Source organism: Paenibacillus sp. FSL R5-0887, assembly GCF_038002305.1.
GTDB lineage: Bacteria > Bacillota > Bacilli > Paenibacillales > Paenibacillaceae > Paenibacillus_AQ > Paenibacillus_AQ odorifer.
This window is the reverse complement of the sequence record NZ_JBBOCE010000002.1, coordinates 1,780,743-1,797,945: the sequence shown is the minus strand read 5'-3', so window position 1 is coordinate 1,797,945 and position 17,203 is coordinate 1,780,743. Positions and strand designations below refer to the sequence as shown.

Genomic DNA, 17,203 nt, shown 5'->3' with positions numbered 1-17,203 from the left:
GCGATAAGTAAGCTATAGGTAAGCCACAAGTAAGCTATAGGCACGCCATAACCTAAACCTAAAGTGTGATGGAAGACCCCTACCCAGCAAAAATAAACCCACAAATAGCACCGTGAGCAGAACTGCCCACGGTGCTATTTGTGCATCCGCTGCTTTATGCAGAAATTATTCTTTAGAATTTCTTTTCAAAAGATGCTCAATTCCTGCCGCGACTCCGTCTTCCTCATTACTGGTGGTGATGAATTCCGCCATTTCCTTAAGAATTGGCGCTGCGTTAGCCATAGCAATCCGGTAGCCGGCCTTCTCGAACATCGGCTGATCGTTATAACTGTCGCCCATGACAGCTACATCCGCTAGCGGGATACCATAATGGTCAGCAAGCATGGTTACACCGGAGCCTTTGTTGGCCTCCTCATGGTTAATCTCGATATTATTTACATGGGAGGCGGTAATAATTAAGCCCGGAATAGCTGCGAAGCGGGTGGAAGCTTCCTTGAGCAGCTCTCGGTTTAGAGAAAAAGCCAATGTTTTATAAATAACATTTTCCTCCTTGCTCCACACCTCTTCCATACTCTCCACATAGGTAACCGCTGCTTGTTGAAACTGTTGATCGATCATTGCTTTCAGCAGCCAGCTGACTTCTTCAGGAACTTCTTCATCGCTTAGTGCAGATAATTTCTCTAACCGTACACGTTTGTTCAGCTCTACATAAACGTTATCCTCAGTGTATACCTCGTAATACAAGTCCGGAATTTCGTTCATCCAGCGCAGAGCGGGAATGATGTCTGCTTTATTCAGCGGCGTGCTTGCCGCGAGGGTGCGATCAGATAATGTGACGACTGCGCCATTTAGACTGACTACAGGACATTCCAGATCCGCTAGCCGAAGCTGACGTTCTGCATCCATAAAAGAGCGGCCTGTGGCAATGATAACAATGTGACCTAGTTTCTGAGCTTTTATAATAGCTTCGCGGTTTTTTGGACTGATGTTTCCTTCTTCGTTCAGTAATGTTCCATCCATATCTAAAGCAATCAGCATATTGTATGAGCTCCTTTTCCAGGTAAAGTGGTACTTTTTAAGGGGTATTGAAACGTTACTTGTATCTTATCATTAATATTCTGAAAACCAAAAACCATTTTCATGCAACTGTACAATAATGAACGTCCAACAAGAGATAAGAGGTTTTTACAGTATATTTTTAGATAATAGTTCAGTCGTGGTACAATAGTTATCAAACTAACCGACTAGCCGAATCTATCGTCAGCTTATGTTCGTGGAACGTGACCCGACGGTATTTTTCCTGTGTAAGGACATCGGCAGCTGCTTATGTAAAGGGGACTATTTATGAGATCCAAAAACTTAGCCACCATGTCACTCGCCTTTATGGCATGTGGGTTTCTGATTACACTGTTTCTACCTGAAAACCTAGCCGTGATTCTACTGAGAGGTGGTTTCGAGGCCGGTTTGGTGGGGGGGATTGCCGACTGGTTCGCGGTAACGGCGCTGTTCCGCCATCCGATGGGGCTACGTATTCCACATACCTCACTACTGCTCAAGAATCGTGATAAGATCATCCAATCACTAATCACCGCGATGGAGACTGAGCTTCTTAACAAGGAAAGCATTGAGAACAAGCTGCGTAAGTTTGGCTTTATATCAATGGGCTCCAAGCTGCTGACAAAGTTTTTTAGTAAAAAGAAGGCAAGAGTACAAATATTGGAGCAGCTTGGCGAATTCGTGTCTCGTCTTCCGGTAGAGAAGGCCGTACCGTTTCTGCAAAAGGCAGCCTCCGAATATGTTCGTGAAGCTGAGCTTGGCGTTGCGGCTGATAAAATAGTTACTAAGTTAATGAATGACGGTAAAGATGTAGCTGCTCTAGACTATGCGCTGGAAGGGGTATCTACTTGGAGTGGACGTCCTGAAACGAAGGCTATGCTGGGCAAGATTGCCAGCGAGAAATTGGCTGAAGTGAAGCTTGGCGGACTTAAAGGTATGGCTTTTCAGGCTTTTGTCGGGTTTATGGATGCAGATATGCTTGGTGAAATGCTGCAAGGTATGTTGCAGTCCGGTATCCGCGATTTTCGGGAAGAGGATAGCCCATACCGTGAAGAGATTATCCGCGAGATTCGAGTGGCCCTGTTCCAGATTGTTAATGATGAGGCTAGACTGGCTTCATTAAAAGAATGGGCACTGAATGAGCTTGAAGGCGAAGCAGCAACCGAATTCCTGCATGCGCAATTGGAGAACATTCGCAGCAAAGCAATTTCCCTGTTGGAGGAAGATCGGGCGGCTGGCGGACGCAAGCTGTTCACGTTATATACCCTGCTTGTACGTCGTATTGGCAAGGAACAAGAATGGATCAGTAGCTGGGAAGAGCGGATTCGCGCTTCGCTAATTGCCTTTGTAGAGGCTAACCACTACAGAATAGGTCTTTTGGTAAAAGAGAATCTGGACAGCATGGATGACGCTAGTCTAGTGAATATGCTGGAAGATAAAGTGGGTAAAGACCTGCAATGGATTCGTGTGAACGGAGCTTTATGCGGGTTTGTCGTAGGGCTTGTGCTTACAGTTATTCAATTGATTTGAATGAAACTTACTATTTATTGTAAAATAAGGAAAAAAGAAAAGCAGCGATTCTCCCGTGAGGGAGGATCGCTGCTTTTTGTTGTTGCTCATGGCCTGTCTGCATCGTGGAGTAATAATCCTCCTCTGAGGCTTATGGACCGATATGACGTTATTTGTTAGTTCTTGGCTCTTGGAACATGCTTGCGGACTCCACTGGCGTTATTCCTATGGATGACGTTCATATGGGGCATTTTTCATGCCAATAGGGGTTATAGGGTCCTTAGCATTGCAAATGAGGGATAAAGCTGCGTTTGGGGTCAGCTGTGTCCGATAGCTACCTTGTATGCGCATATGTTACCTAATTCATTCGGAGATTGGTGTTTAGCTCAAGCAAGCTCCAAAAAGAAAGGGACCCAGCAGCCAGTTGATGGCTTAGGAGGCCCCTACTTTGGGTGAGTCTACAATTGCATTCCATCTGCAAGAGTTCTGTACCCTTGCTGTGGTGTTGCAGAAGCTTGATACAGCTGTTCTAAATGGTTTGCGGTTCGCTGCCAATTGAAGGCTTCAAGCGCATCTGCTCTCCCTTGTGATCCGATGGTAACTGCCAATTGTGGATGGCGGGCTATCCGCAGCAAATGCCGGGCAAAGGGTAAAGCCTCGCGATATCGTTCTACCAGATAACCGTTATGGCCAGAGGCGACAATCTCTCGGATGCCCCCATTATTAGAAGCGATAACAGGTAGACCGGAGGCCATAGCTTCTACATTAACAAGGCCGAAGGATTCATGATTCTGGGAAGGGCATACAAAGCAGTCTGCCGCCTGATAAAGGGTGTGTATATTCTCATGAGCCACATTTCCTAGAAAAGTAACAGACACTCTCAGCCGCCGTGCAAGGAGCTTCAACTGCCGTATGTACGACGGTTTGCCTTTGCCGGCGATGACCAGATGAGCGGGGAGGTGTTTGTTTAAATGCGACATAGCACGTATTAATATAGGCACCCCTTTGCGGGGGATAACCCGACCCACGAACAAAACTGTGAAGGTCTGTGGGAGTTTGTAGAAACTACGAAGCTGTTGTTTTTCAGATATCTGCACAGGCGTAAACCGGTCAAGATCAGCTCCCAATAAGACAATATGAATCCCTGTGGTCAGTTGCGGGAAGCGGCGATCCAATCTTCGCTGTAAGGAGTGGCTGTTGGCAATGATCAGATCTGCTTTTGCTAAGGCATTGGCCACTTTATCTGTACCCGGTGTGAAGGTAAGCGAGTGCAGGAACAGAAATACCGGGATATGAGGAAGCTGCTTCTTTACAGCAGACATAAGATGGGGGCGATTATCAACCTGAATGATGTCAAAGGATTCTTTCTGAATGTATTCTAATACCGAAGTAAGATAATGGGCTGGGGTGCTTGCAGGCAATCGGATAATTCTGACCTGCTCCAATATAATGGCAGCAGGTAGTCCAGGTACCTTCCGACTAACAATGGTTACCTTATGTCTCTCCGCCAGTCTTCTGGCAATGGCCCAAATGCAGATTTCTACAGAACCGTCTCCCGGAACTGGGAACTGCTCCGGTGCAATGATACAAATGTGCATGGTTCACGCCTCCTTTTATCCGCTAATGGATATCCTCTTCCACCATATGCAACACAGTAAACAGTAGATACATCCGAAAGCGGAGAGGGCGTTTCACTCATGCCATTTGTACAGTTGCAGCATAAAATACTAAGGCTTACTAAGGCCGTGATTATTTTTTGAGGGACAGGGGAGAGGACAGTTGGGAAAGAAGTTAAAGTCTGCATTGACCAGCAAATGGATTAAAACCAAGGTGCTCATGCGAAGCGCTGAAATTTCACCGTTGATTCCCGAAACGATAAAATTCAGTAAAGTCAATCTGAAAGCTATGCTGCTGAAATATGGAATGGTTTATGTTAAACCGGAATACGGTACCTATGGCAATGGTGTGATGAAGGTTGAGCAGAGTAGAGAGGCTCATGGAACAGAATATAAGTACCAAAGTGGAACAAGACTCAAAACCTTTAGAACCTTCGACGCCTTCCATTTATCTTTAAAGAAAGCAACGCGTGGACGTAGTTACCTGATCCAGAGAGGAATAGTTTTGCTAAAGCACGGGAAACACCGCTTTGATATCCGTGTGATGGTCCAGCTCAGCCCGCAGGGCAAATGGGAAACTACCGGTCTGATCGGTCGGGTAGCTGAGAAAGGTAAGATTGTTACCAACTATCATAGCGGCGGCAAACTAACTGCTATGGAAAAGCTGCTGTCTCCTTATCTGAACGAAGCTCAGCAAGCGCAAATGCTTAAGATCCTGAGAAAGCTAGGAGAAGATACCGGACGTTTCTACCATAAGAAATATCCTGGGTTTAGACAGATTGGTGTCGATGTAGGATTGGATAGATCCATGACGCCTTGGATTATTGAAGTGAATACTAGTCCGGACCCGTATATTTTTAAACATCTTTCTGATAAAAGCATGTACCGCAAAGTAATGGCTTACCGCAGAGCGAATGAGAAGAAAAAGTCTGTTAAATGATCTGTTTCCTCGTATTTGCAATGACAGCAGAAATCTTTTGTTCTAATTCTATGACTTTTTGCTTGTGTGTTGCGATTTGGCGGTAACCGGAGACGAGTGAGGACAGAGACTGAGTGGTTAATGTAAGGTTTTGCTTGCGAATCGCTGCTTTGAAGTCACTCCAATCTGCGGAAATCCGTTTATTCAATGAGGTGACTACGCTTTTGTTTGATTTAATTGAGACCTGTGGACTATCAATGCCAGACAAGGTTTTGCGGGCATAGGTTATCTTTCGGGTACGTGTCTGTTTCGCTGCATTCAACTGATTCTGTCTGTCGCTAATTTCTTTGCGTGCCAACTGAACCAGGATCTTCATAGCATCACCTTGGGCTTGTAATACGGTATTCAACGTCTTGTTTTTAAGACCCTTGGCGATCTTGATACGCTTATTAAGCGCATTGTACTGGTCGAATAAGGGCTGATAGTGCTGTTTGCAGCTCTTAACGGTAGCCTCCAGTTGAGCTACGGTTTCTAAATCAATCTCTTTAATTTGCTTACGTACTGCAATCAGTGTTTGCTCATTATTATAGTGAAGGGTTCGGATCTGCTCCTCACGATTATTGTATTGCATCTTTAAAGTAGATAAATCATTGTACAGATTAGTCATCTTTATCCTTGTAGGACCGTCGGCAGTCGCAGCTGTTAGATCAAAAGCCGCTTGAATAGAGGGTGTTAATTCAGTCGTTGCTGCAGCAAAAGCTTCCGTTGATGTGCTTAACGATAGCAGGATCACCAGTAGTAGTAAGGGGAATGACTTTAGTGCGTTCATTAATTTGCTCCTCCTTTTGTCCGTATCCCTGAAGACAACAAAAAAGCACCCGTAGCAAAGGCAAAAGCCTTTATTACGGGTGCTTCCATCGTAATAGGTCACGAACGATATATTTATTCTTAAATATAAGTTGTTTATTTGCTAGCGTCAATAATTTAAATTTAAATATTTCCAATTTAAAATAATGCGCTAGACATTTCTTTCCCCAGTTCTCTTATCGTATACTGACATAAGAAGGTATGGGAGCTTTAGCACTAGCAACAAAGGAGGTCTGGCTTAAATGGGCAGCTCGGTAGAATTTAACGCAATTCTGGATCATGCATTTATGAGGTCTCCAGAAGGAATGGCCGTACTGTTTTCAAATAACGGCGATTTCAACTGGATAAAAGTCAATCCGGCTTTTTGCAATCTACTTGGCTTTACGGAGGCCGAGTTTCTTGCCGGGGCTCTTTTTACAGAATCGGAAAATAGAGAGGCACATTCAAAAGAGCTCTCCTATAGATTAGTAATGGACGAGCTTCAGAAATCGCCAGCGGGCAGCTGGAAGAAGGAACATTGTTTTTTAAACAAAGAAGGTCAACCCGTTTGCCTGTCTCTCATGTTCTCTGGATTAGGAGCAGAAGAAGGACAAGTCCCTTCGTATATTATAGTATACGCCGAGGATATTACGGAACTAAAGATCGCAGCTCAGGAAACGGTGGATCATCGGGATCAGCAGCAGCAAATGGAAGAACAAATTCGTCAAAGTGAACGCAATTATAGATTGATGTCCGAGAATTCGCTGGATTTAATCTCGCGTCATGCGGTCAAAGACAGTGTTTTCTTATATTGTTCTTCAGCTAGCCGTACCTTGCTTGGTTATGAACCTGAAGAGATGGTTGGGACAAGCGCCTATAATTATCTTCACCCCGATGATCTAGTTATGATGCAAGGTTTAATGGAGCAGAGCCGCAGCTCTGGCGTTATTCCGGCTGTAGCTTACCGCTACCGCCATAAGAATGGCACCTATGTCTGGTTCGAGTCGAGCAGTCGTTATACCTATGATGATGAGGGAAATGTCATGGAGATTATAGCGATTGGGCGGGAAATTACGGAGCGCAAGCAGTTCGAGTTCAAGCTTAAGGAGAGCGAGCAACGGTATAAATCATTGTTTGAATACAATCCATCTGCTGTGTACTCTATGAATTTGCATGGAGACTATTTGACTGCCAATGCGAATTTGGAGAAGTTGACCGGGTATTCGCTGGAGGAACTGATCGGAATGTACTTTGGCCCCATTGTGCATGAGAAGGACATAGAGAAGACGTTGTATCATTTTAACTTAGCCGCCCAGGGTTATCCTCAAAGCTATGATCTAACGCTTATTCATAAAGACGGACACTTTGTAGAAATTAATACTACCAATATTCCGATCATTGTAGATGACCAAGTAGTGGGTGTGTATGGGATTTCCCGTGATATTACAGAGCGCATCCGTTATACAGAACAAATTGAGAAGCTTAGCAATGAGTATACCCTTATTTTAAATGCGGTTTCAGAAGGCATCTTTGGACTCGATATGGAGGAGAAGGTGACGTTCATTAACCCTGCAGGTTTGCAAATGCTGGACTATGAACATGATGAAATTATGGGCCATCCTTATTTGGATCATATTCAGCAAATAGCGCTTGATGGGAGCCATTATCGGCCGCAGGAATCTCCACTGATGAAGGCTATTAAGTCAGGTGTATCTTATCAGAGTAAAGATGCGGTCTTGTGGCGTAAGGACGGTTCTAGCTTTCTTGCGGAATACCAGGTAACCCCTCTGTTTGATAAAGGGGAGCCGAAGGGTGTTGTTGTAGTGTTTCGGGACATCACGGATGAGAAGGAAATCATTCGGGCGAAGGAATCCGCAGAAAAAGCAGACCAGGCTAAGTCTGAGTTCTTAGCTATTATGAGCCATGAAATCCGTACGCCGATGAACGGAATTGTAGGGATGACGGATCTCCTGGCGGAGACGGAGCTTGATGAAGAACAGCTTGGATATACTGACATTATTAAGGAGAGCAGCAGCTCGCTCCTATCTATTTTGAATGAAATACTGGATTACAGCAAAATTGAAGCCGGAAAAATGATGATTGTAAATGAGCCCGTGCAGCTTCAAGCCGTATTGGACAGCGTAATCGATCTATTTACAGCTAAGGCTTTGGAGAAAAATATTCAGTTATCATGCAGCATGGCACCTGGAGTCCCGCCACTGATTATGGGCGATGCCGGGCGGTTGCGTCAGATATTGGTCAATCTGGTCAGCAATGCAATCAAGTTTACAGATCGGGGCAGTATCAGTATTTACGTAGAGCAGAAGCTGTCCGCAGATCAAAAGAAATTAACTTTGAAATTTAATGTTAGGGATACGGGGATCGGCATTCCTCTAGAGAAGCAGCATCGGCTGTTTCAGTCCTTTTATCAGCTGCATTCCTCGTTTAATCGCAAATATGGCGGGACCGGATTGGGGCTGGCAATTTGTAAAAAGCTCGTTGAGCTGATGGGCGGAGCTATCGCTGTAGAGAGCAGTGAAGGAGAGGGCTCTAATTTCTATTTCACGCTGCAGATTAATCCTGATAGTAGTAAATCTGAGATAAATGTGGAAGATACAGTGCAAACAGAAGAACGGGAGACAACAATGGAAGGGGCAGCAGCTGCAGAAGAAGAATTGGATGCCGGTGCAAATGTAATTCTACTTCCGGAGGCAACTCCACATTGTGCTCCTAAGTCTAGCCCTTTAAGAGGGGATCTATCCGAATGAAGCATGGACAGCCTCGGATTAGCAAGAAACTGCCTGCGGAGCCATATACACAGTGGGAGGTTGGGGTCGAATCCCCGTCCTCTGCATGTGGCCCAGCTACGATGGCCGCGTTAGCGGAGTATTGGAACACCCATTTAGGAGCGGACTTTATTCGGGGCAAAGGTCATTTTCCTTCCAAAGCCGCTCATATTAATTACATATACAGCCATCACGGTGGAAGACCTTGGGGGATGAGTGTGCGCCGTTTTACCAAAGGACTGAAGAACTATATCCATTCAGTGATTTTACCTAAGGATCAGCAAAAGTTACTTATTACTACGTTTAATGATTTTGAAGTATATAAAACAGAAATTGATGCCGGCCGGCCTGTGGCTGTTAAATTTGATAAGTGGTTTCGTCTGCGGTGGAGAGGTGAGTTTACTTACGACTACCATTGGGTACTAGGTATAGGATATGAGGGATTTGAGGACGGAGAGCGTGCTAACCTGATTGTTCACGATAATGGTGTGCGGTACAAGGACGGTAGAGTCACTCTAGGGAAAGAACGGCGTATTCCGTATTTTGCGAATAAAGACATTATTACGATGGTTGGGCTAGATATTGACGATGCATCGAGGTAGAGGGATTGTCCTGACAAAATAGCTTGAAAAATTTGAGTCCAAACGTTTGCACTACTTAGACGATCATACTATAATCCAGTTAATAACTGGAAAAGGGGATAGGTGCTTTGTCCGTACAAAGGGAAATGAAGGAACCCATTTATTATGGGGATCCTGCGGCTACTAGAGGGATTTCCGTGTTTGCTCAGGAGTTTGATCAGTTATTCAGCTATGATGGGGACGATCTTGGCCTAACGTACTCACCGGGGAGTTCAGCTTTTTGTTTATGGGCGCCCACCGCTCAAGAAGCGGAGCTGGTACTCTATAATTCATGGCAGGGAGCAGCAGAGTGTAAGTATTCTATGATCCGTGATGTCCGGGGAACGTGGAGAATTACAGTTGACGGTGATTTAAATGGCAAGTTCTATACCTACCGAGTACGTCTTGGAGAACAGTGGAATGAGGCGGTTGATCCTTATGCACGTGCTGTAGGAGTGAACGGTGATAGGGGAGCTATTTTAGATTTACGTAAAACAGATCCGGAACGGTGGACGGAAGATAAGCCACCCTTGGATGATCCTGTGGATGCCATCATTTATGAGCTTCATTTGCGAGACTTATCCATTCATCCAGCAAGCGGTATGACCCATAAAGGACAATATCTTGCTTTGGCGGAAGAAGGAACCCGCGGACCGGAGGGTATTCTCACTGGACTCGATCATATCGCGAACCTCGGTGTAACCCATGTGCAGCTATTGCCTGTCTATGATTATTCTACAGAGAGTGTAGATGAGACGAGGCTGGATGAACCGCATTATAACTGGGGTTATGATCCGAAGAATTATAATGTGCCAGAAGGCTCCTATGCTACAGATCCATATGTGCCTGGACTGCGTATCCGGGAACTAAAAAAAATGATTCAAGCACTTCATGATCGCGGTCTCCGCGTCATTATGGATGTGGTTTACAACCATGTGTACGATGGCTATCGTGTGAATTTCACCAAGCTGGTTCCCGGCTATTATTTGCGTTACAAGCAAGACGGAAGCCTGTCGGATGGCTCTGGCTGCGGGAATGACGTGGCTTCAGAACGCTTGATGATGTCCAGCTTCATCGTGGAATCCGTAGTTTATTGGGCCAAAGAATACCATATCGATGGTTTTCGTTTTGACCTGATGGGCTTGATTGATCTCGACACGATGGAGGAAATCCGGCGTCGTCTGGATGGGATTGACCCGTCCATCATGACGATTGGTGAAGGTTGGATGATGGGGACAGAGTTGCCGATGGAGCGGCTCGCTCATCAGAAGAATGCTGCGCTTCTGCCGGGAATCGGACATTTTAATGATGATTTCCGGGATGCCATTAAAGGGAATATTTTTCTGCATGATCAACCGGGCTTCATCAGCGGAATGATGGGATTGGAGCTTGCGATAAAGGCAGGGGTCGCGGGAGGCATTGCTTATGCCCCAGGCATTGGACAATTTGCCGTGGAGCCTCAGCAAACCGTCAATTATGTGGAATGTCATGATAATCATACGTTATGGGATAAAATATTACTGTCCACACAAGGGCAGACGGACAAACAGCGCCAATCTATGCATAGGTTAGCTTCTGCGATAGTGTTCATGAGTCAGGGAATCCCCTTTGTCCATGCGGGTCAGGAATTTATGCGCACGAAAAACGGGGTAGAGAACAGCTATAAATCCTCGGTGAAGATCAACCAATTGGATTGGGAACTGTGCGCTGCTCATCAAGATGATGTGGTTTATCTGAAGCAGCTAATTGCCTTGCGTAAAGCACATCCGGCTTTCCGTATGCGAACGGCAGATGACATTCGGAATCATCTAGTATTTGAAAAAGCACCGGTAAGTTCGGTAGCGTATACATTGCGTGGCCATGCTGGAGGCGATGCGGCGAAGCATATCTATGTGCTTTTTAATGCTAATGTAGAACAGACGGCTTTGCTTCTGCCACAGCTTGGTGCATGGAAAACAGTTTTTGGAGCCGATCTTGCGCAGAATCTGACGGGTAATAAGCTAACTGTAAGCGGGATTGGAATGGTAGTGCTGACGGTGGACTAGATGTTTTTTTACAGATAATTCTTCAAAAGCATGCGGAGTATTGTGCTCAATGAGTGCAGTACTCCGCGTGCTTTTTTGTGTGGAACTTTCTTTTGAATGGATGCTCTTATTTTACATAAAAAGGTGACATTACTCATTTTCGTTAAAGATCTAGGATGCTAATATTAAGGCATTTACTTTGGCGCTTTAGAGTGGCATAACAGCAGAAAGTGACAGAGAGTACTTTTCTTTGGTGAGAGGATGAAAGAGATGGGGAAAGCAACCGGATTTTTAGAGTTTGAACGACAGACACCCTCCGAGTGTGAGGCATTGGAGCGAATTAAGAATTGGAATGAATTCTCGATACCTATGGATGAAGAAAAGCTGCGCGAGCAAGGGGCGCGTTGTATGGATTGCGGTACGCCATTTTGTCATGTAGGACGTCTGTTGTCTGGTATGGCTTCCGGCTGCCCTTTGCACAACTTGATTCCTGAATGGAACGATATGGTCTATCGTGGAAATTGGGAGATAGCGCTGAAACGTCTGCATAAGACTAACAACTTTCCTGAATTTACAGGCCGTGTCTGTCCCGCTCCTTGCGAAGGCTCTTGTACGGTAGGGATGAATGGCAAACCTGTCACCATTAAATCTATTGAGAAGTCGATTGTAGATAGAGGTTTTGCAGAAGGCTGGATTGTGCCTGAGCCGCCGCTTCATCGCACGGGTAAAAAGGTAGCTGTAGTGGGTTCAGGTCCGGCAGGGCTTGCCTGTGCGGCACAGCTTAATAAGGCTGGACATACGGTGACTGTGTATGAACGGGCGGACCGGATTGGTGGTCTGCTTACCTATGGTATTCCCAACATGAAGCTGGATAAAAAGACTGTACAGCGCCGGGTGGATCTGCTTGCAGCTGAGGGCATTACCTTCGTAACTCGAACAGAGATCGGCCGAGATCTCCCTGCATCACAGCTCAAGGCAGAGCATGACGCTGTAGTACTGTGTGGTGGATCTACACAGGCACGTGATCTGCCGATAGAAGGACGCGATTTGCGTGGGATTCATCAAGCTATGGAGTTTTTAACGCTGAATACAAAGAGCCTACTGGATTCAGGGCTTGCCGATGGGGAATATTTATCAGCAGCAGGTAAGGATGTAGTTGTAATCGGCGGTGGGGATACTGGAACAGACTGTGTAGCCACTTCGATCCGTCACGGCTGCCGCAGTGTGACTCAGCTTGAAATTATGCCACAGGCGCCGCTGACACGTCAGTCTAACAATCCTTGGCCGGAATGGCCAAAGGTGCTTAAAGTGGACTATGGTCAGCAGGAGGCCGCTTCACTGTATCAAGAAGATCCGCGCCGTTATCTGGTTTCGACGAAACGGTTTGTCGGCGATGAGGGCGGGCAAGTGCAGGAGCTGCGTACAGTGCGCATTGAATGGACTCATAATGAACAGGGACGAATGGTACCGGTCGAAGTGCCGGGCAGTGAGGAGACCCTGCAAGCGCAGCTGGTATTACTGGCTTTGGGATTCACAGGGCCTGAAGAAGCTGTACTGGGCGAGCTTGGGGTGGAACGCGATGAGCGGGGGAACGCCAAAGCAGAGTTCGGAGCACAAGCAACCAATGTAGAAGGTGTGTTCACAGCAGGCGATATGCGGCGCGGGCAAAGCCTTGTAGTCTGGGCTATTGACGAAGGGCGTCAGACTGCGCGCGAAGTAGACCGCTTTTTGATGGGATCCTCGAATTTGCCGTGAGTGTTAAGATATAGCGGGCAGGGCGTTCCTTTGGGAACGTCCGCTTTGCGTTGTGGTATGTTCAAGGTTAAGATTATTGTCTAAGCGCATATTTACTTAAGTTAAGTTGAAAAGGAGAATACATGATGAAGTTAATGTTTATTTCCGACATTCACGGATCTTTATTTTGGCTGGAACGGGCTTTGGAAAAGGTAGAAGAAGAGCAGCCGGACAGTCTTATTATTCTAGGAGACTTTTTATATCATGGTCCAAGAAATCCGCTGCCGAAGGAATATAACCCACAAGAGGTTGCTAATAAGCTTAATGCATATAACAAAAACAAGCCTATAACCGCAGTACGTGGAAACTGTGACGCCGAGGTAGACCAAATGCTGCTGGAATTCCCGATGATGGGCGATTATATAATGCTTTTGCACGAAGGCAGACGGATTTACGCTACACATGGTCATGGCTTTAGCATTGAGCATTTGCCGGCGCTTTCCGAGAAGGATATTTTTATTCAGGGACATACCCATATACCAGTTGCCGATGTAAAAGAGGGAGTGTATGTGCTGAATCCCGGCTCCATATCGCTGCCTAAAGAGAATAATCCGAATTCCTATGCTGTTCTAGAGGGCGGGGAATTTATCGTTAAGGATTTTGAAGGCAATGTGGTAAAAAAGATTACCGTATAGTGAGAGGGATCGTTTAAAGGAACTCCTGAAGATTGAGAGATTGAATAAGGGAGACAATGCCAAAGGACAACATTACCAATCCGGATAGTTTGTTGAACATGAGCTGTTTCGACCGTCCTAACATTATGTTGGTTCTGAACAAAGCAGTGCTCCCTGTCAAACCCATCCACCATAATGCGGAACCCAGAAAGACGCCACTAACTAGAAACGGCATATTGGAGCTGCTATGAGACAGAAGGACGCCAGATGCGCTGAATATGCCAAGGAAAAAAATAATCGTCATGGGATTGGACAGCGTCAGCAACAGCGTTACTATGTATGAATTCAGTGAGCTTTTTGGGGAATTGGGTGCTGTGCTGTCTGTGTCTGGGAGTTCTAACAGCGACTTCATGCCAAGATAACAAATAAACAACCCGCCCAAGGCTTGCAGTACCGTTTTATAATCAACCAAAAAAGCGGTGAGGGCGGATAAGCCGAATCCGGCGATACTACCATAAACTGCGTCAGCTGTGGCCGCTCCCAAGCCGCAGCATAGGCCAGTTTTGAAACCTGAGCTTAAGGTTTTCTTGATGCATAAGATGCTGATAGGACCTAAAGGAGCCGCAATAGAAAGCCCCAGCAGCATTCCTTTTGCCATCCACTCCCAAGGCATAAGGCTTCACTCCTTTTATCTATTCTTCTTTTAACGTGGACAAAATAAATACGGTATTTGATCTTACAATGTCATGATTGGCCTTGAGTGTATGCGTTATAAAACCCTCCAATTCGGATAAGTCCGGTAGACCCACCTTCAAGAGATAGTCGTATTCCCCCGAGATATGATGACATTCCAGTACTAGCGGCGATTGAATAATGGTTGTGCGGAAGTGTTGGGTTTCAACTGAGCCGTGCAGCTGCACGAAAATATATACCAATAGGGTTTGTCCTATTGCCTTACGGTTTAACTTGACCGTGAATTGATCAATCACTCCGTTATTCTCCAGTTTACGAATTCTTTCAGTGATGGAAGGCACGGATAAATGAACGATTTTACTAATTTCGGAACTGGTCATGCGGCCGTTGCTTTTCAGTAATTCCAAGATTTGAAGATCGATGTCATCCATTGCAACTCACTCCTTTAAGCTAATTATATAAAATCCATTAGAAATGAAAATAGAATCACTAAAATAAGTAAAATTATTAAATGATATCCTGATTTATATTAAAATAATTAAATTTAGCTTCGTTGTAACGGATGAAACTTAAATTTTTTAACTGCAAAATGGGGGCTGCGCACAAAAAAAATTCCTTCCAACATTATTAATGTCCCAGGGAATTGAGCACTAGAACATATTATTGTATGATGAGGAAGGAGTTTTAGGGGTAGAACTGGCTCCAAATATATTAGTAAAGGTAGTTAACACATGAATCCTAAAGATTTGAACTATACAATGCCACCGGAATGGGGCAAGCATGAACGTACTTTTATCTCCTGGCCGGTGCAGGAATCTATGTGTTTCCCGGACAACCACGAGTCAGTGTGCCAAGGTTATGCTGACATTATCACAGCCATCGCCGAGTTTGAACCGATCACGGTTATTGTGAACCCGGAGGATGTGGAGCGGGTAGAACATTTGGTCGGCGGACCGAATGTAACGCTGCTGCCTATTGCGCATAGCGATGCTTGGCTGCGTGATAACGGACCTACCTTTATTGTTAATAAAGAAGGACAAATGGCAGGTGTGAACTGGAAGTTTAATGCTTGGGGCGGTAAATATTCACCTTGGGATTTGGATGACAAAGTGGCTCCGCAGATTCTGGAGCATGCGCAGATCACCCGTTTTGATGCACCGCTTGTGATGGAGGGTGGCTCGATTCATACGGATGGAGAAGGCACTTTGCTTACTACAGAAGAGTGTCTGCTTAACCTAAACCGCAACCCGGAGTTGAAGCGCGAAGAGATCGAAGAGTACGTGCGGAACTATACAGGTACAGAAGCTATTATCTGGCTGAGACGTGGCCTTAGTGGCGATGAAACCGATGGTCATGTCGATAATATTGCTTGTTTTGCTGCACCAGGCAAAGTTATTATCCAGGTCTGTGAGGACCCGCAGGATGAGAACTATGAGATTACGCAAGAGAATCTGCGTATTCTGGAGAACACTACAGATGCCAAAGGGCGTAAGTTGGAGATTATCAAGATTCAGCAGCCACCACGGGTCGATCATGACGGCAGTCGTCTGACGCTCAGTTATTTGAACTTTTATTTCGTGAACGGCGGAATTATCTTGCCTGTGTTTGGCGGCACCGCGACAGAAACGGATACACTTGCTGAGAAAGTGCTGGCTGGTTTGTTCCCGGATCGCAAGATTCGTACAGTTAACGGAATGGCCGTTATCACCGAAGGCGGAAATGTCCACTGCACTACGCAGCAAATGCCTGCACAGCTATAATTGAAGGAAACTAGACGTCCAAAGGGACATTTATATACAAGGAGGACAGATACTTGAGAAATGTAAAAGTAGCTGCGACACAAATGAGTTGTTCCAGCAATATTGAGGAGAATATCAGCAAAGCCGAGATATTGGTCAGAGAAGCGGCAGCACAGGGTGCGCAAATTATTTTGCTCCAGGAGCTGTTTGAGACTCCGTATTTCTGTCAAAAAGAGAAAGCTGATTATTACGCATACGCAACAGAGCTTGAGCATAACAAGGCGATTAATCATTTCAAAGCAGTAGCCAAGGAGCTGCAAGTGGTACTGCCGATTAGTTTTTATGAGAAAAAGAATTACGCGCGTTACAACTCACTTGCTGTAATTGATGCTGATGGAACGGTGCTGGGCAAATACCGCAAGAGTCATATTCCAGATGGCCCAGGTTATGAAGAGAAGTTCTACTTTAATCCGGGAGATACTGGCTTTAAGGTATGGAACACTCGTTATGCCAAGATTGGTGTAGGCATCTGCTGGGATCAATGGTATCCAGAAGCGGCTAGAGTAATGAGCCTGATGGGAGCAGAAATTCTGTTCTATCCAACGGCTATTGGGTCTGAACCGCAGGATGGATCGATCGATTCCAAGGATCATTGGCAGACCTGTATGCTTGGACATGCAGCTGCTAATCTTATTCCAGTCGTGGCTTCCAACCGTATTGGTGAGGAAATTGATGAGGATTCGAGCATTAATTTCTACGGTTCATCGTTCATTGCAGGTCCTCAGGGCAATAAAATCGTTGAGGCTGGACGTGATGAGCAAACCGTGCTGGTAAGCGAATTCGATCTGGATGCTTTGGAAGTTGGCCGGATCGAGTGGGGAATCTTCCGTGACCGCCGGCCGGATCTGTATAAATTGATCGGTTCTTATGATGGAGATATCACACTTTAATAGGTTTAAAGTTAAATATGCTAAAGGCATTGCTAGA

14 protein-coding genes are annotated in these 17,203 nt (G+C 45.6%); 9 read left to right on the top strand and 5 right to left on the bottom strand.

Features of this window, described 5'->3' with window-relative positions; translation table 11 throughout:
- Positions 1 to 165: 165 nt before the first annotated feature.
- A complete protein-coding gene (locus MKY14_RS25820; protein WP_076124725.1) occupies positions 166 to 1,038 on the bottom strand; it encodes a Cof-type HAD-IIB family hydrolase in 873 nt (290 codons plus the stop codon).
- 306 nt (positions 1,039 to 1,344) lie between these two features.
- On the opposite strand from MKY14_RS25820, the gene MKY14_RS25815 reads away from it, so the two are divergent.
- On the top strand, positions 1,345 to 2,586 hold the full coding sequence (locus MKY14_RS25815) for a DUF445 domain-containing protein (protein ID WP_076220722.1): 1,242 nt from the start codon (positions 1,345 to 1,347) through the stop codon (positions 2,584 to 2,586).
- A gap of 437 nt (positions 2,587 to 3,023) precedes the next feature.
- Here MKY14_RS25815 and MKY14_RS25810 read toward each other — a convergent pair whose 3' ends face one another.
- Positions 3,024 to 4,163 carry a glycosyltransferase family 4 protein gene (locus tag MKY14_RS25810; protein ID WP_076275954.1) on the bottom strand — a complete coding sequence of 380 codons (1,140 nt, stop codon included), beginning with the start codon at positions 4,161 to 4,163 and terminating at the stop codon, positions 3,024 to 3,026.
- A gap of 181 nt (positions 4,164 to 4,344) precedes the next feature.
- Between MKY14_RS25810 and MKY14_RS25805 the strand changes: the two genes are divergently transcribed.
- The gene (locus tag MKY14_RS25805; protein WP_232061115.1) at positions 4,345 to 5,121 is read left to right on the top strand and encodes a YheC/YheD family protein; all 777 of its coding nucleotides are present in this window, start codon (positions 4,345 to 4,347) and stop codon (positions 5,119 to 5,121) included.
- Here the strand turns inward: MKY14_RS25805 and MKY14_RS25800 are convergent.
- Positions 5,114 to 5,929, bottom strand: a complete 816-nt coding sequence (locus MKY14_RS25800) for a hypothetical protein (protein WP_340977660.1) — start codon at positions 5,927 to 5,929, stop codon at positions 5,114 to 5,116. The genes MKY14_RS25805 and MKY14_RS25800 overlap by 8 nt on opposite strands.
- A 280-nt stretch (positions 5,930 to 6,209) precedes the next feature.
- Here MKY14_RS25800 and MKY14_RS25795 point away from each other — a divergent pair, with 280 nt between their 5' ends.
- From MKY14_RS25795 to yfcE, 5 genes are all read left to right on the top strand, one after another.
- Positions 6,210 to 8,714, top strand: a complete 2,505-nt coding sequence (locus MKY14_RS25795) for a PAS domain S-box protein (protein ID WP_340977658.1) — start codon at positions 6,210 to 6,212, stop codon at positions 8,712 to 8,714.
- Positions 8,711 to 9,334 carry a C39 family peptidase gene (locus MKY14_RS25790; RefSeq protein ID WP_076185575.1) on the top strand — a complete coding sequence of 208 codons (624 nt, stop codon included), beginning with the start codon at positions 8,711 to 8,713 and terminating at the stop codon, positions 9,332 to 9,334. Before MKY14_RS25795 ends, MKY14_RS25790 begins: the two co-directional genes overlap by 4 nt.
- A gap of 107 nt (positions 9,335 to 9,441) precedes the next feature.
- Positions 9,442 to 11,397: a type I pullulanase gene (pulA, locus tag MKY14_RS25785; protein WP_340977656.1), complete on the top strand. Its 1,956-nt coding sequence runs from the start codon at positions 9,442 to 9,444 to the stop codon at positions 11,395 to 11,397.
- Between the two features lie 249 nt (positions 11,398 to 11,646).
- Positions 11,647 to 13,131 carry a glutamate synthase subunit beta gene (locus MKY14_RS25780; RefSeq protein ID WP_076185581.1) on the top strand — a complete coding sequence of 495 codons (1,485 nt, stop codon included), beginning with the start codon at positions 11,647 to 11,649 and terminating at the stop codon, positions 13,129 to 13,131.
- 125 nt (positions 13,132 to 13,256) lie between these two features.
- Entirely contained in the window at positions 13,257 to 13,805 is a 549-nt protein-coding gene (gene yfcE, locus MKY14_RS25775) for a phosphodiesterase (protein ID WP_076185584.1), read from the top strand.
- A 13-nt stretch (positions 13,806 to 13,818) separates the two neighbouring features.
- Here the strand turns inward: yfcE and MKY14_RS25770 are convergent, their stop codons facing one another.
- Positions 13,819 to 14,457, bottom strand: coding sequence for a LysE family translocator (locus tag MKY14_RS25770; RefSeq protein WP_340977655.1), 639 nt, complete (start codon positions 14,455 to 14,457; stop codon positions 13,819 to 13,821).
- 19 nt (positions 14,458 to 14,476) lie between these two features.
- A complete protein-coding gene (locus tag MKY14_RS25765; RefSeq protein ID WP_076124705.1) occupies positions 14,477 to 14,908 on the bottom strand; it encodes an Lrp/AsnC family transcriptional regulator in 432 nt (143 codons plus the stop codon).
- 300 nt (positions 14,909 to 15,208) lie between these two features.
- On the opposite strand from MKY14_RS25765, the gene MKY14_RS25760 reads away from it, so the two are divergent.
- Together MKY14_RS25760 and aguB are read left to right on the top strand one after the other, a co-directional pair.
- Positions 15,209 to 16,237, top strand: a complete 1,029-nt coding sequence (locus MKY14_RS25760) for an agmatine deiminase family protein (protein WP_076302297.1) — start codon at positions 15,209 to 15,211, stop codon at positions 16,235 to 16,237.
- A gap of 53 nt (positions 16,238 to 16,290) precedes the next feature.
- Positions 16,291 to 17,166 carry an N-carbamoylputrescine amidase gene (aguB, locus tag MKY14_RS25755; protein ID WP_340977654.1) on the top strand — a complete coding sequence of 292 codons (876 nt, stop codon included), beginning with the start codon at positions 16,291 to 16,293 and terminating at the stop codon, positions 17,164 to 17,166.
- The last annotated feature ends 37 nt before the right edge of the window (positions 17,167 to 17,203 follow it).